The following is a 23,642-nucleotide window of genomic DNA, read 5'->3' on the forward strand; positions in this document are numbered from 1 at the left end:
CGGAGCAGATAGCGCTCTTGGCGCAGAAAAACAGACCATGTTCGCCTTTTGTGCTTCGAAAGTCGCATAAAAGGCAGTCTGGAATTTGCAGAAATTTCCAGAAAACCGCCACCCTCTTCACGGTCTCAGATCGCGTCGAACCTGCCGGCATCGCCAAAATCCGCGGACGACTTCCTTGGATCGGGGTTGCGCGGTGTCAGAGTCGCTTCGGCATCCAGGCTATGCATTGTTCCAGGCGTTCCAACCTAGCCTTTTGCGAACGAAGCTGGTGACCTACGTTAAGCAGATTGGATTTGCCTTTGGAACCAGCCGCATTGATCAATTCGGATTCGAGCAAAGCTATCCGATCGCGCATCTGCTGAGCCTCCGTCAATCGTATTTCTCTAATCCAACCTAGGCCGCGCATATTCAACGATCACCATCCATGCAGCGTGGATTAGCATCCGAAAACTAACGCCAGCAGATTCGAAAAACTCGCATTTTAAGCGTTGCTAAAATTCGCCGCGCTGTCCTACGTTTGCGCGCGTTCCCGACCGCAGATGACGGCACCTCTTTTCTCGCCCTTCTAGTTTCAGAATAATCTTAATTGACTTGGTAACGGCTCTTTCAGAGCCTCTATCTAAAGAAACAGTGCCAATCTCCAAAGAAACAACATGACGCCTCGCGCCAAGCGTATTCTAGGCAAATCAATAGTCGTGACGATAATTGCAATCGTCGCGACCTTTGCTCTGTCGTTCACGGCAAGACTCGCCTTGCACATGCCGATCGATTGGCTGAGCTGGGTGGAATGCACCCTCATTCCCATCCTGATTGGAATGCCCGTCGGTGCCTACATCTTCGCCCAGTCGGACACCATCCAAGACACCTTTGACAAGTTGGAGAAGTCGTATGCGGCCCTGAGAGAGACCCACGACAGGCTGGCGTTCGTGACCAGCCACGACCCGATGACGGGGCTTCTTAGCCGCGGCGGATTCATGGCAAGGATGGACAGGAAGCGCGATGAGGGTGAATACGACACGCTTCTCGTTATCGACCCGGATCACTTCGCCTCGTTCAATGACAAGCACGGACATTCCAAAGGTGACGAGGCCTTGGTTCGAATCGCAAAAGCGCTTGTCTATCTAACGCGCCCTGGCGATTCAATTGGACGCCTTGGTGGCGAAGAGTTCGGGGTCCTGCTGCGAGGGGTCCGCAAAGAGCAGGCAATGACCATTGCGGAGAACATCCGCCGTCTTATCGAAGGGATGCCTTGGATCAAAGGGCAACAGGACGATCTAAAGGTGACTGTCAGCATCGGGGGTGCGGAAATCCCTCCCAATGCAGATAGTCAGGATATCCTTCGCACAGCAGAACGATGCATTTTTGAAGCGAAACAGCGTGGCCGGAACCGCGTTTCGTTCGACTACGAAGCAACCAGATTGCGAGTCACGACTCCATAGCCGACCCCGCTTGGGGCGGATTCCTTCGGGTGCGGCGCTACTCAGTAAATCAACCATCGTGAGTTCAAACGAGTGCCACACGCCGCAACAAATTGCGTTAATCGGAGCGCATCAAATTTCTGATGCCGTGCCAATCGGAAGCTATAGTCTTCGATTTGCACTAGGCTGCCTCAACGCGAAGGCGGTTGTCGGTTGCGATGATCCGCCGCTGTCCCCCAGCAAAGGCGGCACTCTGCAAAATCCATGATTTCCCTCGGGCGCGATGCGGCTTCTTCCCTATCAAGCCGTCATCGCCGTGACAACATATTCTGCGATAGTCGCAACCGACCTCGATCGGTGGCCTCTTACACAGACAAGCCGTTCACCAGGTCGGAGGAAATGAAATGAACGCCGAAGTTTTCAGCAGCCCCATCTTCGTGAGGCGTTCCACGGTTATCGTGCAATAGATTGCCGGCCTTGCGGACGCAATCGATTTTCTCGATGAATGGCCGGAAGATCGCAGAGACTTGATCCATCAAACCGCCCTTCGGGCGTGCTTTGACGCCCACGACGGGCACAAGCCTATAGGCGCGGCCCACAATGCCTTTCTCGGCTTTGCGAAACGGGCCGGGATTTTGGAAGACCCAAACTCCGCGATGCAATGGGTCGTTGCCTGCAAATCGGGAAGCGGAAAGGTGCAGGTGTAGACTGGCGCTTGGGTGAGATTGGTCGAAAGAAGGCAGCGCCGAGCCTTGGAAGCCGGCGCAACCCAAATTCGCCAGTTCCCTTGTGGCGCAGCCGGCGCGCCACTCGCCTTGCCGGTGGCCGAGTTCATCGCCTTGAAGCAGAGCGGATGCGACTGGCGAGGCAGGTCAGGCGATCTTAATATCCGCTGCTCCGGGAGCTTGCTGAATGGCGTCCTTCGTGACCTTTCGACGGCAGGGACGGCCAGACGGGGTAGGACCTTAGCCGAATCCCGACCTGACCCAAATCAATTCGCGCAGAATGGTTCGATCCAATCGCCACTTGCTCTGGACGCAGGCCGTCGACAGCACAGGTCGGCGATCCCGTTACGCGAGACGCGATGTCTCTTCGAAATACGCACCGATGATGGAGGCGACACTCTTGCGGGCAACCGGCGGGCTGAACAGGAACCCCTGCAACTCGCCGCATTTTTCGGCGCGCAATGCCTCCAACTGCGCGACCGTCTCCACCCCCTCGGCCGTGGTATCGATGCCGAGGCTGGTGCCGAGGCCGATGACGGCACGGACGATCGCGAGCGACTCTGGACACTGGACGATCTCGCGGACAAACGACCGGTCGATCTTGAGGCGGTTGAATGGAAACTGCCTGAGGTAGCTCAGGCTGGAGTAGCCAGTGCCAAAATCGTCGAGCGCAATGCGCACGCCGAGCGATCGAAGTTGCTTGAGAATGGCGAGGTTGGTGCTGCTCTCGGCCAGCAGCACCGACTCAGTGATCTCAATCTCCAACTGGTGCGCCTCCAGCCCGCTGCCGGCCAGGGCCAGTCCTACTGCTCCGACGAGATTCCCTTTGCGGAACTGCACCGGCGATACGTTGACGGACAGCACCAGATCGCGCGGCCAGGTTGCCGCCTCTCGGCATGCCATCGCAAGTACCCAGCGGCCGAGTTCGTCGAGTATGCCGGTTTCCTCTGCGATCGGGATGAAATCCGCGGGCGACACCATGCCGCGGCGCGGATTTTGCCAGCGCAGCAGGGCCTCGAACCCGCGGAGCTTTCCGGTTTGCGTCCGGATGATTGGCTGGTAATGCAACTCGAACTCGCGGTCGATCTCGGCGCCGCGCAGCTCTATCTCCAGCGCACGCCGCTCGCGCTGGCGCATGTCCATCCCGGCTTCGAACCAGCGGAAGGTACCCTTGTCCGATTGCTTCGCTCGATAGAGGGCGAGATCGGCGCATTTCAGTAGGCTGTCGATGTCGGCGGCGTCGTCCGGGACCAGCGCAGCGCCGATACTCGCGCCGATCACTATCACGGCGCCGTCGACCTTCCGGATGGCGGTAAGATCGCGGATGATGCGCTGGGCGAGCTCCTCGACGTCGGAGCGGCATTCGACCGCCGGCACCAGGATCGCGAATTCGTCGCCGCCGAGCCTGGCCACCACGTCGGTCTTGCGCACCAGGTGTCTCAGCCGCGCGGTCACCTCTATGAGGAGTGCGTCCCCTGCCGCGTGTCCGAGAGTGTCGTTGACCGTCTTGAAATTGTCGAGGTCGATCAGCACAACGGCGAACCGCCGTCCGTTCTGCTCGAGGCTGTCGGCCGCGTGCTCCAGCTCGCGCGTGAAAACTGTTCGATTGGCCACTCCCGTCAGCGGATCATGATGAGCGAGGTAAGTGATATGGGCTTCGGCGCGCTTGCGCTCGGTGATGTCGACGATAGTCGATAGTATTGCCACCTGGTGGTCTACGAGGGTTTCGCTTGTGTACTCGATCACATCGAGCTCGCGGCCGTCGGCGGTGCGGTGCCGGAGCACCAGCTCGCGACCGTCCCTCTCGCGGTTGGTGCGGCCATCCACGCGGATTTCGGCAAGGCTGCTGTCGAGGAAGTCGCCGCGACTGTAGCCATAGAGGCGCAACGCCGCTTCGTTGACGTTGAGAAAGATGCCGGTCGACTGGCTGTGCACGAACATCGGTGCCGGATTATCGTCGAAAAGAGAGCGGAACAGGGTCTCGCGCGCCTTCAGGTCGCGAATGTCGGTCAGTGTGACCGCCAGCACGCCGCCGGCGATGTCGACGCCGACCTGCAGAGCGACCCTCTGCTGTCCCAGTCCGTAGGCGAGCTCGAAGCTCGATATGCGCCCGCCGGAACCCGCGCACAGCAGCTCTTGTGGAATCTCGCTTATGCCGACCTTGGTCAGCGCGTCCGAGAGCCGGGTGAACTGGAGGCTGTCGATGCTCGATCCGAGGAAGGCCGCCGCGGCCTCGTTGACGCTTAGTATGTAGAAGTCAGACGTTGCGCCATGCCCACAATCGATCGGGCTCAGCCCGATGATGCCTTCCTGCGTGGAGTTGATGAGCAGACTGGCAAGCTCGACCTGGCTGGCGCGCGGGCGAAGGAATAGAACGAAGTATTCGCCCGGCCAGCGGCACGACAACGGCAGCGCGACGATCTCGATCGTGGAAACCTTGCCGTCGACGACCCAGTGGCAGACTGTGAGGCGCGGCTCGCCTGCCGAGCAGGCCTTATCGATAGCGGAGCCGATCGCTAGATTGAAGGCATATGGCAGTTCCGCGAGGCTGCGAGCGGACTCCGCAAGGCCCACGATCGCGCGGAAGCGCTGGCCGCAGCGCAGCAGGAGAGGTGGCTCGTCCCCTAAACGACGGACGACAGCGATCTCATCCGAGAAGCGGCCGACGCTGCCCAACGCGATCTCCTCATAGGGCGGCAGCGCGCCTGCGCCGCAGGCGGATTGCCAGCGGCGCAGGATGAGCCTCACGTCGTCGAACTCCGTTTGGGCCGCTACGCTCTGCCCCGCAGCGTCGACCGTGCCGAGGCCCGTATGATCCAGCCCGATCATCGAGTGTGCACCCTTCTGCAGGGAAACGTTTCTGAGAGCCGCAATCATGGTCGCATCTCGCCGGTTCTGCTGCGGGTCCAATCGGGTCAAGGCCTCTGAGGAGCGCAAGCTCCGCTCGCCCAGCGCATCCGGCATTCTAGGCAAGCCCGGGTCTGCCGCGGTGCGGTCGCGCGCCTTGTCTGATCCCGTGCCCCGCTCGTCGCGGAACCTATGGCGAGGACCCTTAACGTTCGACTAAACGAAGCGTCATGATCCCGTTACATCGAGTGCCGCGCAGAGGCATTTGGTTCGTCGGCCTGCTGCGCGAGACGGCGCAAGCGCATGAAATGGTGGTGCATGCCGAGTCGATCAACCGAGACCACGTGGATATGCTAGTGTCGATCCCGCCGAGCCTGTCGGTATCGCGCGCGGTGCAATACTTGAAGGGGCGCAGTTCGCACAAGCTGCTGAGCGAGTTCGGGATATTGCGCAAGCGCTACTGGGGCCAGCACCTGTGGGCGAGGGGCTATGGGCGGCGACGAGCGGGAACGTTACCGACGAGATTTGGGTTGAGTATATCAAGAACCAGACGCCGCCGGAGCCTGACGACAACTTCAACGTGACGTGAGTTCGCGCCCTGTCCGCCAACGCGCGGACCGATCCGGCTTTAAGCCGTAACCTGAAGCCACCGCCCTTTTAGCAGGTGGAGAATTCACACGGTTTTACGAAGTAAATCATGCCCAACGCATCGTAGCTGGCACAGGATTTCCGATTGCACGGTTCGTGGTTGGCGAGTGGTGATTCGCCCACGCTGAGCGTTGCTTCCCGAAGTTCAAGCCCGTGCCAGCCCACTGACCGGTGCAACGAGAGCTCCTATCTCTTTGGCGCCATCTGTCCGGGCGCGGGCCGGTGCGGCGTTGGCGCTGCCGTTCGCCGACACGAGGCCTCAAATCGGCCGCCATATCGCCAGAGGCAGGTCAGTGCTGCCTGGATCGTGCCGGCTGCACACCACTGCCAAGCTCAAGGGCCGAGGAACATCACGCTGAACTCCTGCCCTGCGTGCGCAGGAAGCCCCCGCCGATGAAATGAGTCCGGTGGCTCAAGCCGAGGAAATTTGCGGGCGGCCGACACGACGTCACACACCATGTCCTGCTTGAGCACCTCGATCGGAATGCGGCCGTCGAGTTCGGGCGAGGGGCGAGTCAGCCAGAACCACGCCAGCCTTGGATTGCCGATTGCCGATAGCACTTCGCTGATCCCTGATGCCGGCCTGCCGTCGACGAACTGGGCGAGCGGGAAGACATGCTTGCGGCCGCCCTTGCGCAAGGCAACGACCTCATTGCGCCTTTGCCAGCGATGCAGCGTCGAGCGCGGTATGTGGAAATGCTCTTCCAGAAAGGTCGATCCGGCGACCTCGCCCGCCCAATCCTCAATCAGCACCGACTGCAGATCGTTGGCCGGCTGCAGCGATGAAGGTGCTACGGTTGCCGGCATCAGGCTTTCATCTGCGCTGTTGGCACTTGCCAAGCCGCCGTGCGCGAAGTCCGCCACTGAGCTGAAGAACTCGGAGACAAGCGCCGCGCATTCGCCCTTGAAAGAGCCGATCGAAAGCCGCTGTGCTTGTGGAAGGAAGGGCACGGCGGCGGCGACGCTGCCGGCAATAGCGCTGGCTGAAGCCAGGGTCTGTGTATCAAGAACGATGCCGTGCTGGATCAGAGCCTGTTGCACGGCTTCCGCGACAAGGCCTGCCAAGGCCTTCTGCGAGATCCCATCCGTCGGATTTTGAAATCTGGTCATGTATCTGTCTTGCGCGCCCTGCGCTGCCCTCCCTAGCTGCGGCCGATTGTTGAACGGCTACAGCGACGAGCGGAAATGGCAGCAGCAAAAGATACAGCGACCCGACCAGTTGCTGTCTAGCATTTCGACACCCCCAACGAACTGTTGAGGCGTCCCGAAATGTCAGTCACGGGACGCCTCGATTTGCGTTTAGGTGCGATGTGTGACAGCCGCGCGACGGTAGGAATCATCGTGCCGGTCGGCACGATGGGGAGAGCCGCGTCACGGACACTGGCATTTTCTCGTTACCTATGATTTGAAACATGCGGGCGCAATTAGGATCCAGTCTACAAGTACATCAAACATAACTATACGTGGTGCAAAGGGGTCGAATCCGTATGGCTACAGCGGTCAAGCGGGGCAAAATCCGCGACGACTTGAAAGCGTTGGTTGACGCTGACGATGTGGTCTTTGTGGCTCGCATCGCCCAGGAATGGGGTTCAACTACTACTGTGCACATTGGTTGAACAACCCGGGGCGGAGCTGGGCGACAGCCGCTCCATACGGCATTCCATCGACCTTAAACTCTATGCGAAGAAGTTTGGCTAGCGGCAAACAATCTGAGTCTCATCACATCCTCCATCGTGGCAGTCTCACGAAAGCGTCATGAACGTTTGCTAATGAGCCCCGCTTGGGGGAATGTTTGGTGGACGAAGACAGCCCGTATCGTGAAGCTTATCGCTGAACTGCCCCCCATTTCGACCGGACAATCGGACAGCGCATCACGGAGGCGCCCCTCGACATTCATCCCAGCCACTGGCGCGATTGGAATGAGCAGAAGTGATCGGAAACCTTCGCCCGCATGCTGCTGGATGCATCCCCTCAATCGAACGGGATGCCCTCTACCTTGGCCGCTGTCTCGAGATCGCCGCGGAAATAATAAGTGGTGAGTTGGCAGTCTGTCTCAAGTAGGCCTGCCAGAGCACATGCGGGCTCTTCGGCTCAATGTGACACCCACGCAGCCGGTCGGCATATCAGATCGCCCGAACCTCGCCGGATGACGTCTTCGTCGACTGTTTGTCCACGGGTGGTCCGTAACTGATCTTTTGACCATCCTGCGAGCGTTCATCCCATTCGCTCTGAAGCATATGAACCTGGCGACGGTGGAAACACGACCGTCTTGCTGCCGTTGAGGAATACTCGTCCGTGGATGTGCGCGTGTATCGCCCGAGCCAGTGCTTGTGCCTCAACGTCGCGGCCGAGGCTGACGTAGTCATCATTCGACTGCGCATGTGTCACACGGATGATGTCCTGCTCGATGATCGGCCCTTCATCGAGATCTGCGGTCACGTAATGCGATGTGGCGCCGATTAATTTCACGCCGCGTTCGTAAGCCTGCTTGTACGGATTGGCGCCTTTGAACGAAGGTAGAAACGAGTGGTGGATGTTTATGATCCGCCCAGACATCTTTTGACACATTTCATCAGAGAGAACCTGCATGTAACGGGCAAGCACGATCAGCTCCGCTTCAGTGTCATCCACGATGCGCATTTGCTGTGCTTCCGCTTCGGATTTGTTATCTTTCGTCACCTTGATGCAGTGAAACGGAATGTCGTGATTCACCACGACCTTTTGATAATCCATGTGATTAGAGATCACTGCCACGATATCGATCGGAAGAGCGCCGATGCGGCAACGGTACAGGAGATCATTGAGGCAGTGGCCGAAGCGCGAGACCATGATGATGACTTTTCGCTTCGTGGCCTCGTCAAAAAACTCTGCTTCCATCCCAAAGCGCGATGCGATGGGATCGAAATCTGCGCGCAGTTCTTCGAGTTCACGCCCGCCTTCGGAACGGAAACTCACCCTCATGAAGAAATTGCCAGTGTCGGCATCGTCAAACTGCGCGCTGTCAGTGATGTTGCAAGCCTGATCGGCAAGAAATCCTGAAATCGCAGCGACGATCCCCCTGGTGGAGCGGCATTTCACCCGAAGTGCAAAGCTGAACATCGTTTCCTCCTCAGTAGTCTCACGCCGGCAAGGTGCCGCGAAACGCTAACAGGGTATTGGCGAGTAGCCAGGTGGATACTTTGCAAAAAGACTGAAGCTCGCGGGTCCGCGAGTGAGCAATTATCACCGCGCAATACTCAAGAGAGAGTAGAGCGAATAAAATCCATGCTTAGCCTGAAAGCCTCCTCAGCACTGCTTAGCCGGTGAATGTCGCGGGAGAACGGCTCGTAGGAGAAAGCGCCAGAATAACCTCCGTCAATTAAACTACGGATCTGATCGATATTGCCGAGCCGGTCGCGCTCGTCGACGAGGATTCGATGGCTATCTTGCATCTCCTCGGGGCTGAGGCTCGGATCGATGACACCGGAGATGTGGACGATGCCCGTATGCTCAGGAAAGAACTCGCTCTCGCCTGCAAGATAATGGTGAAAGGTATCGTGCACGAGCTTACAGCGCCCGCTGCCGCCGACTGCCTCGATTGCCGCGATGGCATCGGCCTTGCACCGCAGCGATGAGGTGACGAAGCCTAAGGGCTCGACAAGCGCCACGAGGTCGGCTGCGTCCAGCATCGGCAGGATCTCGCCCAGCGAGCGACGCAGCGCCTCGTCGCGGCCACCATCGCTGTATTGCGGCGCATCGTTGCGCGGAATTAGGCTAATCGACTCTGCGCCGGCCTCCTTGGCTTGCTCGATGAGCAGCTGGACCTTCGCCCGCATGGCGTCCGACCAAGCATTGAACCCATAGACTTCCGAAAGCCCGAGAAGCCGCAGGCCTTTGGAGCGCGCGTAGTTGCCGATTGCCGCTGGGGCTTCGCCGTCGAAGAACGCAGCGTCCGTCAGCTGTTTGTCCGCCAGATCATTGCGCAGTTCGACCCCAAGGCACCCGAGTGAAGCTGCAAGATCGAGGAAGGCGCGGCAATCGAGCCTCGGCGCTGCCATATGGTTCATAGCGAACTTCGGTTGAGCGGTCATATAAACTCCTCATCCGGTCGCGGATTGACCGATTTTAACCTTCACTGAGGTAGCTCATTGCTGTGGTCAACAGCCAGAAACGAAATCCCATCAGCGAAGAGGGATTTCGGCAAATTCGTGCCACTATTCTCTCATTCTTTCATACAGCGCTGCATCACACGCTTTCTGGGACGTGCAGCGTGAATGGGAGGAACAGTTGTCCACTCGTTTCTAGCGGCCCGGCCTGTAAAGTCTTCACCATCAAGTCGATCAACGCCCGGCAGAGCCGCTCGAGCGGCGTGGCGATGACGCCGACGATCAGATGCTCCCTCAAGGCGTCGATTGTTTCCGGCACGAGTTCGTTGACAACGACGCTTGGCGGCCGCACGAGATCCAGTTCGCGTAGCGCTGCAATTGCGCCTTCGAACCCACCGCCGGCGACATAGAAGCCCGCGAGATCGGGATAGCGGTCAATCAGGGTAACCGTCGCCTCATGGGTGACTTCCTTTGTATCAAGGTTCACTAGCGTATCGAGCACATTGAACTGCGGCGCATGTTCGCGGAAGTAGCTGCGAAAGCCTGTCTCGCGCAGTTCGTGGCCGTGCCAACGATGGCTGCCGACAAAGACCGCCACCTTGCCGACCCGCAGCGCCGACCGCGAGATGAGCCAGCCGGCGGTGCGGCCGGCCTTCATGTTGTTAACTCCAACATAGGTGTCGCGAACGCCCTGCGCGAAATCAGACAGCAGCGAAAACACGGCCTTTCCGGATGCCTTCAATGACTCTACCGTGCGCGTCACCAGGTGATGATCGAGGCTGGCCATGCCGATCACCTCCGCGCGCGTCGCCAACGTCTCCAGCGCCTTAACGAAGTCGGACGGGGTCTGGGACCTGACGAACTCGATATGCACGATGCCGCGTATGCCCGGCGTTTCTTCCACCGCCCTGGTCAACTGCGCCGCGAAAGCGCGATAGAACGCTTGGTCCTCCTTCAGGAGCAGGAAGCCGAACCGGATCGGTCGAAGGTCGCGCTCGATGCGCTGCCGAATGAGATCCGCGGCGTGATAGCCGATCTCTCGCGCCGCCTCGTAGACCTTGCGAGCGGTCTCCTCGCGCACCGGCTGCCGGCCGTTCAGCACGCGATCGATGGTCGCGACCGAAACACCTGCACGCTCGGCGAGATCCGTGATCGTTGGTCGCCTACCCATGGCCCACAATGAGATTGAATGAAAGGTAGATCAACTACGGATGAGAGGCTTTGAAAGATTACACATTTTACGGTTGATCAAGGCAAGAGGCGCCATCAGCCTTTTAGGCGGGCATTGTCAATGCTGGCCAAGGACCGATCTTTCGGAACGCTGCGGCTCAAAACCCTCCCATGCGAACCCTTGATTTCATTCCCCTCATACCCCGCCCGTCATTTGATTGAAAGAGCTTTCATCTCACAACCGTCCAACACCCGGTGCCGCGGCAAGCACGGCCGCCACGGTGGATAGATCTCGAAGGGTGTCGAGATCTACGACGAGCAGGCCGGGCAGAATCTGCTTGAAGGCCTCGGCAGGATCAAGTGGCATCTTTGGCATGGTAACGTCTATCGTGCCCGTGACGAAATTGCCGACCTTCGATTCACGCGGAAGGTCTGGAAACAGGCTATCCGAACATGCGCAAGTTCCTGACCGCCATCGGCGACTTCCAGGCCTACATTGCCTCCAACAGTGCGAGCCTGATCAATTACGGCGAACGCTATCGGTCCGGTGAGCGCATCTCCTCGGCCTTCGTCGAGGCCACCGTTAACGCCGTCATCTCCAAGCGCTTCGCAAAGAAACAGCAGATGCAGTGGAGCAGGGTCGGCGCGCATCTTCTGCTGCAAACCCGCACGCACACCCTTGACGGTTCCCTCCGCTCGACCTTCCGGCAATGGTATCCCGGCATGGCCAACGACAATCGCGAGAACAGAGAAACGGCCCGCGCCGCATGACCGCCCCACAAATCCTCATGCTCCCCAACTTGAACAACGCGGGGCAGCGGACCCCACCAATCGCGACTGGCTTCGGCTTGATCAGGTTTTGCAAATTGATCTCTGGCAGCGAGCCGGTGTTATGCATAACAAACTGCGTCACCAGGGCGGAAGCCGCCGCCACAGTTACCAGCACAAGGCGGAGCGGCACGCTTGCCCAACGGCTGGCGCGAGAGCGCTTGGCGCCGAACTGCTTCATCTGCCGCCAAACAACCTTTTGAGCAGGCTCCAGAAGCTGACGGTGGTGCGGTCATAGACCCGATTGTAAGTGGCTCGCTTAGGGTCGGTGACCCATCCCATACCGCGTGGGGCTTTCAGGCCGAAACTGTGCTTCACCATCCGTTTAACGGATGTTCTGGCCGCAATGCTGCGTTTGATGCTTGGTCTGCGGATTCCGAATCTCATTTTGCTCCCCTACCTCTCGCAACCCACGCCATCATGATCACGGTCCAGGTGGTTGGGATCGGACGGGCCGACCGAAACAGGTCCCTGGACGACGGGGTTGTTGCCCCTACCACCGGCGCAGTCCAGATCGGCGCCGTTGTTTCGTAAGGCAGATGCCGGCTGCGGCGTTCCGCGGTACCTTTGAACGACAGCCGTCATCCGCTGCCCGTCGCCCTCGATCTTCGTGTTGTTGCTGTTGGGGTTGAACGGGTCGACCGTCTGGAGAAGTTGGTTCTGGCGAGCGGAGTCACCTGCCGCCAACGTCATCGTGTCGTAGTTGTTGAGATAGTCGGCCGCACAGCCGCTAACACTCAATGCCACGATGAGGACGCACATCGAGATCTTCCTTCGCATAACGTCGTTCCCGCCTTACACCGGGGAGGGATTGATGCCGGCTGATTTCAACTTCGCGCCAAGTTTCGCTCGCGTGGCGCAAGCCGCCTTGTCACCAGCAACGCATTTGTTGTTCGCATCCTTCCAGTCCAACAACGCGGTGTTGATCCAGCTGCCAGGCGCGCGTGCAATCCCATAGGGCGTAGGTGATGCACCGATAGCGACCGATGCTGCTGCCGCGCCGGCTTGTCCATGCGGCGCACGCTTCCAGCCGCTGATGATGAGACAATTCCGCATGAAATCATCTTCAGCGATCGCATTGCCGATAGCATTGCCAATCCCGGCACCGGCAACAAACCCCGGCGACCCAATCGCAATATAGCCTTGGTCTACTGACCTTTTCTGAAGTTCGCATTGTGCATGGGCGACATCGAAACTCGGCCCATACCCGATCTGAACATAGTCTGTTTGATTGCTAGTTTGACAGCCGCATAGCGCGGCAGCGGCACAAAGTGCCGGCAACACCTTTATTTTCATACCCCCAGCCCTCCCACGGCTGAGGCCAGCATCTCTCAAAGCAAATATTAGCGCAAGATAGCAAATCTATTCTGGTAAATGCCCGTGGGTTTCGGAAGCTTGCTGTAGCTGAAGCGGCGGAGTGATCGGGATGTCAAAGCTAAAGTTTATCTTGCAGCTGGAGCCATCCGCCGCCGACCGGGCCAGGCAACCCTGACCAGCTCCACCCGGTCGGCGGCTTGCGTCTTCATACTTTGCAAATATTGTAACTTGCGAACGAAGTAATAAGGAATATGATGATGTTGCATTTATAAGTTGGCTACTTTGTCTCACCTTTAAATAGCTTTGACAAAAATGTAGACAATCACTTGTTCAGTTTCGGGAGACCCGAATGTCGTTTTGTCTACCTGACGGCCCCAATGTCGCCGTATAGGGCACGCCGTCAATGGTGAAATTCGTCTGCGGCCGAGACGAGCTCGGCAACACTTCCTTGTAGTGCATTCCGCGCATCAGGTCCATTGACGCCCGTTGATTGCCGTGTTGCCAGCCCGAGACGTAGATGTTTAGCTCTGGCACTGGAGGCGGCGCGTAAGGCATGTATGGTGCCCCAAAGATCGACGCTGCGGCGCCTTGCTCCCACGATGGGCCTGGCTGATTGACGCTGGGCGCCGGTGAAGGCGCACCCTGCCAAAAACTCGACGAGTTGGCCCCCCAATTCTGGGGCGGCGCCTGGTTCCATTGATCGACGCCCGCCCAAACCTCCGCCGAATTGTGACTGGGCGGTGGAGAGGCGCCGCGCCACCCTGCCTCCGTCGCATCATACGAGTCCCAAAGGTGGTCTTGATTGTAACTCGACACCCGCGACGGGGGCGACTCGTGCTCTGGCTGATTGACGCTGGGCGCCGGCGAAGGCGCACCCTGCCAAAAACTCGACGAGTTGGCCCCCCAATTCTGGGGCGGCGCCTGGTTCCATTGATCGACGCCCGCCCAAACCTCCGCCGAATTGTGACTGGGCGGTGGAGAGGCGCCGCGCCACCCTCCCTCCGCCGCATCATACGAGTCCCAAAGCTGGTCTTGATTGTAACTCGACACCCGCGGCGGGGACGACTCGTGCTCTGGCTGTCTAGCGCTACCCTCCGCAGCCCCCGACGTACCCTCCCCAAGAGTCTGACGGTAGTTCTCAATCATGCGCAGCCCTGCCGCGACCCGCTTGTCACCCCCACAAAGTTCCTGGGCATAATTCTTGAGCGCCTCGCCGCTGACTCCACAGAGAGACAAGCCGTAAACGCTGTGAAGCCTGTCAGATAGCTTCCGGAGCCCGGAACCATATTCGACCACGGTATGACCCGCTATAGTGTTACCAGCCCGAGCGAAATCACCCGCCCTCTGGATGAGGTCATCGTCTCCAGGAGCGAACTGATACCGCCTCCCAGTGCCCGCCTGCGACGAACCCTCCCCGGAAGTCCCGCGGTACCGCTTAAGCATGTTCAGCCCCTTCACGACTTGGCTTTCACCCGCGCACAGTGTGCGAGCATAGCTCTTTAGCGACTCGCAGCTGAGGCCAGACAGAGACAACCCATAAACGTCGTGAAGCCTTTCAGATAGTTTCCGAAGGCCTGAACGGAACTGATCTACGGCCGCACGCCCAGATCTCTGCAACTCCATATTACCCGCGCTCTGGATGAGGTCCTCGTCTCCAGGGGCGGCCCTATACCTCCTCCCATGATCCGGAACGTTCGGCTGGGCCGCCCCTTCGAGGTGCTGCTCAAAGTGGCCTTGCGCAGCCTCCTCAGGTTGTTCCGCCTGCCCCGCCTGCTGCTGCGCCGCCAAGGCGAAGTACGCATTCGGATCGAATCCAAATAGATTGAAGTTGCTCGGGTCCATCATAGTCTCCTAAGGTGCATGCATCACGTATGCATGGGCCCCAGACGCTACTCTGGTTAGCTGTCCAAGAACTGACGAACGGCTACGGTCCTTCAGAAAACTGGACCAGTCCTTTTTGTCTGGTTCTTACTGCGCGCAATTAGCTCTAAGAAATTCATATCGGTAGCACTCTCCGGTATCGAGTGCTAAAACGGTACGCCTGATGCTCGTGCAGAACCTGCTGAGGGCTGCGATTACGCGCGCGCCGGCCTGAGCGGAGGTAGCGCTGGCGCTCATGCGCGGACCGGACGCCGTCGCGACGGCCATGAGCGCGGAGGCGACGAAGGTTGTTGATGCCGTGGCCGCGGACGCTGCCGGCGTCGACGTCGCCAACATCAAGGCACGGTCCTCGAATTCGTGGACGGTGAGACAGCTGCTAGTGCGGCGGACAAGATTGCGGCCAAGCTGCAGACCTCAGTCAACGAGACAAGGGCCCTGGCCCAGGCACTGGTGCCCGACGACGGTCCGGCTCATCGACCGTACGCGACGCGAAAGATGAGGCGAGCACCGCCGAATCCGTCGGCATCGGCAAGCTCATCGAAATTTCCGACACCGACCTCGACGCGCTCGCGCGTGTCGCGCAAAGCGAGGTGGCAATCTTCGCCAGATTTGGCGATGACAGTTGCGCGGCGGACTCGTTGCCGTTGACGAGCCGCTCCGGCCGTTTCCTTCAATTGCGTTTTCTGGTTCATCCGTAAGTGAGCCGGGAATCCTGATCACCAGTTGCGCCGGGCACCATCGAAAAGTACTCGATTCAGTGCCGGCGACTTCCTTGTCGGGACGAAACGCGAAGTTGGTTCAGCAAAACCTTCAAATCATAGCATCGGCTATCGGCGCAATCTCAGTAGAACTGGCACATGCCGGCTGCGCTCGGCGTTGGTCGAGGAAGCGCGTCAATCCGCCGGGCTACTTCTCGGCCGCGACCGTCTCGTTGAGCACCGTGGCTAGATGGCAGGCCGCCGAGCGCCAGCTGCTGCACGACGACAGGCGAGAGATTGTCGAAATAGGCGTGGTCGAGGATCACCACATGCGGGTTGTCCGCCTCGGTCGACGTGCCCCTGGGCAACGCGCGATAGCGTCCTCCGCTGTTGGGTGGCAGGCGGCCAGCCTAGAAACGGCGACCCGGGCGTGTCGCATCCAATGTCACGCGTTCCGTCTCTGCGCGCCACCTTGAACAGTCAGCCCTGTCGAGGTTCGCTTCAGGCAGTGGCGACGGGGGTACCCAGCGGCCGAGATGAGGCACGACACAATGCCGTTTGAATTACCCGAGCCCGTGGATCGCAACGTTGGGAATGATCGCCTTGGCGATGTCGCATAGGTGCTGCTCATGGGTGAGATAGATCACCTGACCGACGTTGGCCATTTCGCCGAACAGCCGGAAAACTTCCTCCGATCTGAGATGAGCCACTGCTTCTTGCCATTGATGGCCACCACACGTTCGTCGAGATGCCATTTGTCGCCCAGGCAGCTGGCCGACCGTCGCTTGATCTCCGGGCGAAATGCCGTCCGAATTTCTCCGCCCAGCTTCGAATGGTGTGATGCGTGACGATGATACCGCGGGCCGACACCATGTCCTCAACCATGCGCAGGCTGAGCGGAAGGCGAAAGTAGAGCCATACTGCGTGCGCAATGAACTCGGGCGGGAAAGCGGTGGCGACGATAAGCGGATCATGAGCAACTTTCTGACATCGTCCATGTACGCACATTCTTCATCAGCCGTCAGTTAACTTTACAGGACCTTCAGATCACCATGCTGAAGCAGCAGAAATTACCAAGGCTCTAATCGCCTGGATGACAGTTCAGCGGCAGGACAAACCTAACAATTGTCCCACACATGACAATTGTGCGCCCTGTGGGTTGAGGCTCGTGCGCGAGAGCCTTTTATCGATAAGCGACTGGACCCTATGGAACTTCCGAGTTTCTTCGAACACCTTTACATATGTGGCACGAAAGTTGCTGTTCCTCCTTGCAGCGTGCTGACACCAGGAAGCCTGGCGTACGGCAACATGACTGGAGTGGCATCCGCCAAACCAGTTCAGGTACTCATACGGAAAAGGAATGCACCATGCAGAAGAAGATCGCAGAAACCACCACGGTCATCCGTACGACCGGCACGGTCTAAATGACCTGGCAGAGAGGCAATGCGCCACCCTCCTCAATCGAAAACGGTGAGCAATATGGTCGATTTTGTACAGTCGAATGCGTTTGCGTTGATTTCGGAGGCGGTTGGCGCCCACGCAATTACATCGGCGTGCTTTATGCGACGCTGGGCAAGCCTGGTGGCGATGCGCCGGACTATCCTGGATAGACCAACGGATCAGATCCTGATGGGTCGACATCCGCGGTCTTTTTTGGGGCGTCGCGTCATTTGGCGCGGTACCGGATCGCCGCCACATGGCCAAAATCGCAGCTTCGGGCCGATTAGGCCGAATACGCAGCCGCGTTCATGGCCAAAGCGGGCACGTCTTCTCGGCCTACGGAACGCGATCCAATTTGTCGCCTAGATGACATCGCCATCGAAAAGCGCTGGCAAGGCGAGTGGCTCAGGCTGGCACGGGTTTTGCCCAGCGGTTGTTGGAGCGGCGCCACGACCGCCAGCCTTGGGAGCTTCGTTGCGGATCGCGTCATGCGTCGTTTGTTTAGTGAGGTGAAATGCGATCTGGAGTTCTAATTTGGGGCGGGGCAATAGTTGCGTTCGCCGCATGCGGTACAGCCAATTCGGCCAATCTCAACAGGATGGTCGAGCCGGGACCGGCGGTCTGGGACTGGACCGGAGGATATATTGGCGTCCACGGCGGCGGAGGCTATGGCGGCACGTCCTTTAGTGATCCTTATGGCCCATCGATTTATGGAGACGTCGTCAGCACTCCGGTGTTCCTGGCCGGAGGCCAGCTCGGCTACAATTGGCAAAGAGATAGGTTGGTATTCGGCGCCGAACTCGACGCGAGCTACGCTGTCTCCGACGGCACAAACAGCTGCTTTGCCTTCTCAGGCACTGCTGTAATAGACACCTGCCACGCAGGTCCGAACTCCTTTTTCACAGCGACCGCACGTGTCGGGTACACGTTTGGCCCGCAGGGCCAAATGCTGGCCTACGTCAAGGCAGGCGTAGCTTGGCAAAACAATCGTGGCGAGATCGCCAACAACAACGAATTTTCGAGGCAGGACTTCCCTGGGTTCGGACGGCACACAACACATTTCGATTATGGTCGCTTCGGTTGGAGCCTCGGAGCTGGCGTTGAGCAAGCGCTCTCGCCTGATTGGTCTGTCAAATTCGAGTACGACTATATGGGTTTTAGCGGGACGCGTTTAACGACTCCTTCGACCGTGCAGTACCCACCTCTTGGATTCGTCTCCACCAGCAGCAGCAATTTATCTAGTAGCTATCACGTGGGAAAGGTCGGCCTGAATTACCATTTTGGCGTCTCCCCGCGATCTATGGGACGGAATGATACACTACTCTCGGACGGGGCGACAGAAGCCCAGCCTATTGTATATACAGGCGATTGGTCCTTCGAGGGTGGCTCACGGGCCTGGCTCAGCCGGGGGATATTTCAGTGGGATTACATCCTTGCGCCACCAACACTTGGGGATGAGAGCATCCCCAGCTCAAGGCTGACGTACAGGGGGTTGGACGGCATTTCGGGCGAATTTTTCGGACGCCTTGATAGCCCCTGGGGGATATTCTTGAAGGGCAACATTGGCGCCGGACGCTTCGACAAAGGACGGATGAACGACGAAGATTCGAGCATTAACAAACTCGCCTACAGCAACACCTTACACGGCCAAGCAAATGGAAAGTTCGCGTACTATACGGCTGATGCGGGCTTCAACTTTCTGCGCGGTAGCACCTACAAACTGGGTGCATTCGTCGGATGGACCTATTACGGCCAGAAGTCGGATTCGACCGGATGCGCGCAGATCGCTTCGCCTTTCGCTTCATGCCAGGTGCCAATGCAGCCTCTGATCATTGGCCGCCAAGAATCCGATTGGAATGCGCCGCGCATCGGCCTTTACGCCGAGACTATGCTGCTTGAGCGCTGGCGTGTGAGCGCCGATGTTGCTTACCTGCCGTGGACGGACTTCCGTGGTCGTGACGACCACCTTCTTCGGCATAGACCAACTTTCTACGATCAGCGGGGGCAAGGTGGCGGGGGCGTTCAGGTGGAAGGAGCACTATCCTACTTCTTCAACAAGAATTTCAGCATCGGCATTGGTGCCCGGTACTGGGCAATGTGGACGAAGAACAACAGCAATGTTACCTATAACTGCATATGCGATGACGTCGGCAAGATTGTTAAGCAGCCTGCTCTTGCTAAGTACAGCATGGAGCGGTGGGGCACGTTCATAGGGGTCTCCTACAGGTTTGACTGAAACGTATATTTATGGCTTGAAGTCTGTTTAAACCGCTGTTGCCGCAAAGAGCACCCGATTGCGCGGTGTTGCAGCTGGGGAAGGCTTCTCCCCAAACTTGAAGAGGGGTCGCATGGGAGGCAAAACCTCAGGCCGAGTGCCAACGACGACAGTTGGCGACCTATCGGTCGTTTCACATTGGTCAATCCTGCACGATGGCAGGTGCGACGCGCCTTCGCCGCACCTCCAGGTCACCGGCGCCGCCGATGTATCATATTGGTCCGTGGGGACGCTCCTGCTTTCGAGTTAGTGTCATGTCGGGTTACAAATGGTCGGCAATGCCAGGAGCGGCCCGCACAAACGCTCTGCTCGGGACTTGATCGAACAGAAACTTTGCCAGATGTCCTCTGGACAGTTTCATGCCGTAGGAACCAACCGCTAAGCCGCCATCGGCGGGACCGTCCTTGAGGAACGGAATGCGCACCAAAGTCCAGTCGAGGTCGGAGCCTGCAATCAATTCGCCGGTGGCCTTGATGTCTTCGTAGGAACTCCGTGCGATCACCTTGAAGAGCGTCACCAAAGCCTCCGACTTCAAGTCGAAGCCATCTTCTGCATCGCGGTAGCTCGCGGTCGAACCTGACTAAGCCGCAGGACATTCAGTTCGTCCATGACCGAGATCACGTTGCGGTGTCCATTCATGACTCAACACTGGAACGACCGGCCGATGACGGTTGACGGCAATACATAGCGAGTCATCGCATCCAATCGTACGTGAGGCGCATTCGTAACTGGGCCTGGCCGCGCGATGCTATGTTGCGTTGTCCAGCGAGCCTAGCCAATGACGCCCACGAAGCTGTTAATCGGGCAGATCGCCGTCGTGTTCGCGATCGTCATTGCTGGCGTATGGACGGCAACGCAATGGTGCGCCCACATGCTGAGCTATCAACCGCAACTAGGCGCGCCATGGCTTGTCGCGGCGGGCTGGCCGATCTACAGGCCGTGGAAACTTTTCGAATGGTGGTTCCATTTCGACGCCTATGCACCTGAGGTCTTCGACAAGGCCGGTGCGCTTGCCGGTGCCAGTGGCTTCATTGGCTGCGCGGCAGCAATCGCGGGCTCGCTTTGGCGCGCACGACAGCGCGGATTGGTCACGACCTATGGTTCCTCGCGGTGGGCCATCAAACAGGAGATCGAGCAGGCTGGGTTGTTTCGATCGGTCGGAGTTTTCCTTGGCAAATTGAAGGATCGGTATCTTCGCCATGATGGGCCGGAGCATGTGATGGCCTTTGCTCCGACACGTTCAGGCAAGGGAGTCGGATTGGTTGTCCCAACGCTTCTTTCCTGGACCGGCTCGGCCGTCATTCACGACATCAAGGGCGAGAATTGGCAACTCACCTCAGGTTGGCGATCGAAGTTCTCATACTGCCTTTTGTTCAATCCGACCGATCCACGGTCGGCGCGCTATAATCCGCTGCTGGAAGTGCGCAGGGGCCCGAATGAGGTCCGAGACGCCCAGAACATTGCCGACATCTTGGTCGATCCGGAAGGCGCGCTCGAACGGCGCAATCATTGGGAGAAGACGAGTCATTCGCTGCTAGTCGGCGCCATCCTGCATGTGCTCTACGCCGAAGAAGAAAAGACGCTTGCCCGCGTCGCCACTTTCCTGTCGGACCCGCAACGCTCGTTTGCAGCAACTCTGCAGCGGATGATGACGACGAACCACCTTGGCAACGCGGAAAGACCCCAGGTCCATCCGGTCGTTGCGTCGGCGGCGCGCGAGGTGCTGAACAAGTCAGAGAACGAGCGTTCAGGCGTGTTTTCGACCGCCATGTCTTTTCTCGGCCTCTATCGCGATCCGACTGTGGCCGCGGTAACATCGGCCTGCGACTGGCGCATTGCCGACCTCATAGATGCCGAACGGCCAATGTCGCTCTATCTCGTCGTTCCTCCATCGGACATTTCGCGTACCAAGCCGCTGGTGCGACTGGTGCTCAATCAGATCGGCCGGCGGCTGACCGAGCACCTGGATGATGATCCGAAGAAGAGTCGGAAGCACCAACTGCTCATGATGCTGGACGAATTCCCGGCGCTCGGCCGCCTCGACTTTTTCGAGACGGCGCTGGCCTTCATGGCCGGTTACGGCATTCGCGCCTATCTGATCGCGCAATCCTTGAATCAGATCTCAAAGGCCTACGGCGAGAACAACGCCATCCTCGACAACTGCCACGTGCGAATTGCTTTTTCCTCCAACGACGAGCGCACGGCCAAACGCATCTCGGATGCGCTCGGCACAGCGACGGAACTCAGATCCATGCGCAACTATGCCGGCCATCGGCTCGCGCCCTGGCTTTCGCACGTCATGGTGAGCCGCCAGGAGACGGCGCGACCGCTGTTGACTCCGGGTGAAGTAATGCAGCTGCCGCCTTCTGACGAACTGGTACTGGTTTCCGGGTTGCCGCCAATTCGTGCGAAGAAGCTACGCTACTACGAGGATCAGAATTTCACTGAACGGCTGCTGCCTTCCCCGGCACTGAGTGAAGGTCCCTATGCCGATTGCCCTGCGTCGCGGCCGGACGATTGGACCGGACACTTGCGCAGCGTCGACTGCCGTCTTGCTGCTGACGACGAGAGCGCCGGCGCTGCAATTGATGATGAGGGTGGTATTCAGCAGCAGCGCCATCCTGGTCTGCCTGAAGAACAAACCGTCGTCGGCAACGAGCCTGATCAGAGCGATATGTTCGATCCCGCTGACGACGATAGCGAGACGGCCGCTGACAAGCGTGTCTTGGACCGGATTTCCACTGCGGCGCGGGCCTACGGCATCAACGAGGGCAGGGGCGAGGACACGGACATCGTGCCCGGCTTCTGAACGCCACCTAAAGCCAAGCGTATCTCAGCGTAGATAACGACCATAAGCGATTTCGGGCTTCTGGCCGATGTTCGTTCCCGCCGCCGGCGTACCGCCGGCAAATCGGAACGAGCCGCCATGAAGCCGCACCGCATTCGCCACCAGTTTCTGCTCGAACCGGAATTGAGCGAGAAGCTGGACAATCTCAGCCGCGACCCCTCGACCACCAAATCCGCGGTCGTGGCAAAGGCGATCGAAGCCTTTATCGAGCGGCGGGGCGAGAATGAGCTCGACCGGCGCTATGGTGTGAGGCTCGATCGTCTTTCCCGCGACCTTGGTCATGTCAGGCGCGATGCAGAGATGATCCTGGAGAGCCTGGCGCTCTTCATCCGCTTTTCGATCACGCTCCATGCTCATACGCCGGTCCCCGACAAGGCAACGCAGGCGATTGCCCAGGAGCGTTTCGACAAATTCGTCGAGCAGGTCGGCCGGCAGATCGCTTCCGGGAAACGCTCGCTCGGCAAGGGGAATAGCGGGGGAGGCGAAGGATGAGCTCTCATCCCGAAGCCGACCATCGCCGGCGCGCGATGTTGCGCACCGCAATGGGCCCGGCGATCACCGAGGCGCTGGCAGATCCGTTGGTCATCGAGGTGATGGTCAATCCTGATGGTGCGCTGCGGCTCGACCGTCTCGGAGAAGGCCGGATCGACACTGGCGTGTCCATGCACCCGTCGGAAGCGGAGCGCATCATCCGTCTGGTCGCCTCCCATGTGCGCGCCGAGGCGCATACTGACAATCCGATCGTCAGCGCCGAACTGCCGTCGGGCGAGCGCTTTGAGGGCCTGCTGCCACCGGTGGTGCTGGCGCCATGCTTTGCCATCCGCAAGCCGGCCGCAAAGCTCTACACGTTAGCCAACTATGTCGCAGACCGGATCATGCTGCAGGTGCAGGCCGATGTGCTGACGAAGGCGGTACGCGAGCGTCGCAACATCCTGGTCGCTGGCGGCACGTCATCGGGCAAGACGACCCTTGCCAATGCGCTCTTGGCCGAAGTCGCCGAATGCGACGAGCGGGTAATCCTGATCGAGGATACGCGCGAATTGCAATGTGCGGCCAAGGACTGCGTTGCCTTGAGAACAAGGCGCGGCTCGGTCACCCTCGCCGATCTCGTTCGCTCGACGCTACGCCTTCGACCCGATCGCATCATCGTCGGCGAAGTCAGAGGCTCGGAAGCGCTCGACATGCTGAAGGCCTGGAACACCGGGCATCCCGGCGGCATCGCCACCGTCCACGCCAACTCGGCACGCTCTGCCCTCTATCGCATCGAGCAACTCGCTCAGGAAGCCGTCGTCACCATTCCCCGTCGCCTCATCGTCGATGCGATAGATCTGATCGTCTTCATCGCCGGGCGTGGATCCTCGCGCCGCATCGACGCGATCGCCGAGGTCACCGGTCTCGACGGCAGTGGCGACTACGCCGTCACCCAACTCACGCTTCCCCAACTCCAACAGTTCTGAAAGGC

At 59.1% G+C, this 23,642-nt stretch carries 17 protein-coding genes and 3 pseudogenes; 8 read left to right on the top strand and 12 right to left on the bottom strand.

Annotated elements, in window-relative coordinates; genetic code table 11:
- The first annotated feature begins 653 nt into the window (after positions 1 to 653).
- Both RFM52_RS17905 and RFM52_RS17910 read left to right on the top strand, forming a co-directional pair.
- Positions 654 to 1,439, top strand: a complete 786-nt coding sequence (locus tag RFM52_RS17905; protein WP_320293013.1) for a GGDEF domain-containing protein — start codon at positions 654 to 656, stop codon at positions 1,437 to 1,439.
- Between the two features lie 446 nt (positions 1,440 to 1,885).
- On the top strand, positions 1,886 to 2,125 hold the full coding sequence (locus tag RFM52_RS17910; RefSeq protein WP_320293753.1) for a DUF982 domain-containing protein: 240 nt from the start codon (positions 1,886 to 1,888) through the stop codon (positions 2,123 to 2,125).
- A 363-nt stretch (positions 2,126 to 2,488) separates the two neighbouring features.
- Here the strand turns inward: RFM52_RS17910 and RFM52_RS17915 are convergent, their stop codons facing one another.
- Complete coding sequence (locus tag RFM52_RS17915) at positions 2,489 to 5,020, bottom strand: putative bifunctional diguanylate cyclase/phosphodiesterase (protein WP_320327866.1); 2,532 nt, start codon at positions 5,018 to 5,020, stop codon at positions 2,489 to 2,491.
- A gap of 248 nt (positions 5,021 to 5,268) precedes the next feature.
- On the opposite strand from RFM52_RS17915, the pseudogene tnpA reads away from it, so the two are divergent.
- Positions 5,269 to 5,579 (top strand): annotated as a pseudogene (gene tnpA / locus RFM52_RS17920) (IS200/IS605 family transposase); the annotation flags it as partial.
- Positions 5,580 to 5,971: 392 nt separating this feature from the next.
- Here tnpA and RFM52_RS17925 read toward each other — a convergent pair.
- The 4 genes from RFM52_RS17925 to RFM52_RS17940 all read right to left on the bottom strand — a co-directional run bounded on the left by RFM52_RS17925 (position 5,972) and on the right by RFM52_RS17940 (position 10,894).
- The gene (locus RFM52_RS17925; protein WP_320293015.1) at positions 5,972 to 6,703 is read right to left on the bottom strand and encodes an antitoxin Xre/MbcA/ParS-like domain-containing protein; all 732 of its coding nucleotides are present in this window, start codon (positions 6,701 to 6,703) and stop codon (positions 5,972 to 5,974) included.
- 1,149 nt (positions 6,704 to 7,852) lie between these two features.
- Positions 7,853 to 8,737 (bottom strand): formyltetrahydrofolate deformylase, encoded by an 885-nt coding sequence (purU, locus tag RFM52_RS17930; protein ID WP_320293016.1) that lies wholly within the window; start codon positions 8,735 to 8,737, stop codon positions 7,853 to 7,855.
- Positions 8,738 to 8,874: 137 nt separating this feature from the next.
- Complete coding sequence (locus RFM52_RS17935) at positions 8,875 to 9,708, bottom strand: TIM barrel protein (protein ID WP_320293017.1); 834 nt, start codon at positions 9,706 to 9,708, stop codon at positions 8,875 to 8,877.
- Between the two features lie 154 nt (positions 9,709 to 9,862).
- Positions 9,863 to 10,894, bottom strand: a complete 1,032-nt coding sequence (locus tag RFM52_RS17940; RefSeq protein ID WP_320293018.1) for a LacI family DNA-binding transcriptional regulator — start codon at positions 10,892 to 10,894, stop codon at positions 9,863 to 9,865.
- A gap of 291 nt (positions 10,895 to 11,185) precedes the next feature.
- On the opposite strand from RFM52_RS17940, the pseudogene RFM52_RS17945 reads away from it, so the two are divergent.
- Positions 11,186 to 11,664: pseudogene (locus tag RFM52_RS17945) on the top strand (ISKra4 family transposase); the annotation flags it as partial.
- Between the two features lie 453 nt (positions 11,665 to 12,117).
- On the opposite strand, the gene RFM52_RS17950 reads toward RFM52_RS17945, so the two are convergent.
- The 6 genes and pseudogenes from RFM52_RS17950 to RFM52_RS17975 all read right to left on the bottom strand — a co-directional run.
- The gene (locus RFM52_RS17950; RefSeq protein ID WP_320222751.1) at positions 12,118 to 12,483 is read right to left on the bottom strand and encodes an excalibur calcium-binding domain-containing protein; all 366 of its coding nucleotides are present in this window, start codon (positions 12,481 to 12,483) and stop codon (positions 12,118 to 12,120) included.
- Between the two features lie 33 nt (positions 12,484 to 12,516).
- Complete coding sequence (locus RFM52_RS17955; RefSeq protein WP_320293019.1) at positions 12,517 to 13,017, bottom strand: hypothetical protein; 501 nt, start codon at positions 13,015 to 13,017, stop codon at positions 12,517 to 12,519.
- Between the two features lie 2,372 nt (positions 13,018 to 15,389).
- Positions 15,390 to 15,611, bottom strand: coding sequence for a hypothetical protein (locus tag RFM52_RS17960; protein WP_320251623.1), 222 nt, complete (start codon positions 15,609 to 15,611; stop codon positions 15,390 to 15,392).
- 149 nt (positions 15,612 to 15,760) lie between these two features.
- A complete protein-coding gene (locus RFM52_RS17965; RefSeq protein WP_320293020.1) occupies positions 15,761 to 15,985 on the bottom strand; it encodes a hypothetical protein in 225 nt (74 codons plus the stop codon).
- A 195-nt stretch (positions 15,986 to 16,180) separates the two neighbouring features.
- The gene (locus RFM52_RS17970; protein ID WP_320293782.1) at positions 16,181 to 16,327 is read right to left on the bottom strand and encodes a hypothetical protein; all 147 of its coding nucleotides are present in this window, start codon (positions 16,325 to 16,327) and stop codon (positions 16,181 to 16,183) included.
- A pseudogene (locus tag RFM52_RS17975) lies at positions 16,321 to 16,581 on the bottom strand (IS6 family transposase); the annotation flags it as partial. The pseudogene RFM52_RS17975 and the gene RFM52_RS17970, both read right to left, overlap by 7 nt.
- Before the next feature lie 990 nt (positions 16,582 to 17,571).
- Between RFM52_RS17975 and RFM52_RS17980 the strand changes: the two are divergent.
- The gene (locus RFM52_RS17980) at positions 17,572 to 19,293 is read left to right on the top strand and encodes an outer membrane protein (protein WP_320293021.1); all 1,722 of its coding nucleotides are present in this window, start codon (positions 17,572 to 17,574) and stop codon (positions 19,291 to 19,293) included.
- Between the two features lie 301 nt (positions 19,294 to 19,594).
- Here RFM52_RS17980 and RFM52_RS17985 read toward each other — a convergent pair whose 3' ends face one another.
- The gene (locus tag RFM52_RS17985; RefSeq protein WP_320228075.1) at positions 19,595 to 19,849 is read right to left on the bottom strand and encodes an NAD(P)H-binding protein; all 255 of its coding nucleotides are present in this window, start codon (positions 19,847 to 19,849) and stop codon (positions 19,595 to 19,597) included.
- A gap of 261 nt (positions 19,850 to 20,110) precedes the next feature.
- Here RFM52_RS17985 and RFM52_RS17990 point away from each other — a divergent pair, with 261 nt between their 5' ends.
- The 3 genes from RFM52_RS17990 to trbB all read left to right on the top strand — a co-directional run bounded on the left by RFM52_RS17990 (position 20,111) and on the right by trbB (position 23,637).
- A complete protein-coding gene (locus RFM52_RS17990) occupies positions 20,111 to 22,141 on the top strand; it encodes a conjugal transfer protein TraG (RefSeq protein WP_320293022.1) in 2,031 nt (676 codons plus the stop codon).
- Between the two features lie 117 nt (positions 22,142 to 22,258).
- Positions 22,259 to 22,672: a CopG family transcriptional regulator gene (locus tag RFM52_RS17995; protein ID WP_320293023.1), complete on the top strand. Its 414-nt coding sequence runs from the start codon at positions 22,259 to 22,261 to the stop codon at positions 22,670 to 22,672.
- Complete coding sequence (gene trbB, locus RFM52_RS18000) at positions 22,669 to 23,637, top strand: P-type conjugative transfer ATPase TrbB (protein ID WP_320293024.1); 969 nt, start codon at positions 22,669 to 22,671, stop codon at positions 23,635 to 23,637. The genes RFM52_RS17995 and trbB overlap by 4 nt, the downstream gene beginning before the upstream one ends.
- The last annotated feature ends 5 nt before the right edge of the window (positions 23,638 to 23,642 follow it).

The sequence above is a fragment of the Mesorhizobium humile genome (genome assembly GCF_033977215.1).
GTDB lineage: Bacteria > Pseudomonadota > Alphaproteobacteria > Rhizobiales > Rhizobiaceae > Mesorhizobium > Mesorhizobium humile.

Coding starts and splice junctions, on each gene's coding strand:
- RFM52_RS17905 (WP_320293013.1), top strand. CDS start 654: ATGACGCCTCGCGCCAAGCGTATTCTAGGCAAATCAATAGTCGTGACG.
- RFM52_RS17915 (WP_320327866.1), bottom strand. CDS start 5,020: ATGATTGCGGCTCTCAGAAACGTTTCCCTGCAGAAGGGTGCACACTCG.
- purU (WP_320293016.1), bottom strand. CDS start 8,737: ATGTTCAGCTTTGCACTTCGGGTGAAATGCCGCTCCACCAGGGGGATC.
- RFM52_RS17935 (WP_320293017.1), bottom strand. CDS start 9,708: ATGACCGCTCAACCGAAGTTCGCTATGAACCATATGGCAGCGCCGAGG.
- RFM52_RS17940 (WP_320293018.1), bottom strand. CDS start 10,894: ATGGGTAGGCGACCAACGATCACGGATCTCGCCGAGCGTGCAGGTGTT.
- RFM52_RS17950 (WP_320222751.1), bottom strand. CDS start 12,483: ATGTGCGTCCTCATCGTGGCATTGAGTGTTAGCGGCTGTGCGGCCGAC.
- RFM52_RS17955 (WP_320293019.1), bottom strand. CDS start 13,017: ATGAAAATAAAGGTGTTGCCGGCACTTTGTGCCGCTGCCGCGCTATGC.
- RFM52_RS17960 (WP_320251623.1), bottom strand. CDS start 15,611: ATGAACCAGAAAACGCAATTGAAGGAAACGGCCGGAGCGGCTCGTCAA.
- RFM52_RS17980 (WP_320293021.1), top strand. CDS start 17,572: ATGCGATCTGGAGTTCTAATTTGGGGCGGGGCAATAGTTGCGTTCGCC.
- RFM52_RS17990 (WP_320293022.1), top strand. CDS start 20,111: ATGACGCCCACGAAGCTGTTAATCGGGCAGATCGCCGTCGTGTTCGCG.
- RFM52_RS17995 (WP_320293023.1), top strand. CDS start 22,259: ATGAAGCCGCACCGCATTCGCCACCAGTTTCTGCTCGAACCGGAATTG.
- trbB (WP_320293024.1), top strand. CDS start 22,669: ATGAGCTCTCATCCCGAAGCCGACCATCGCCGGCGCGCGATGTTGCGC.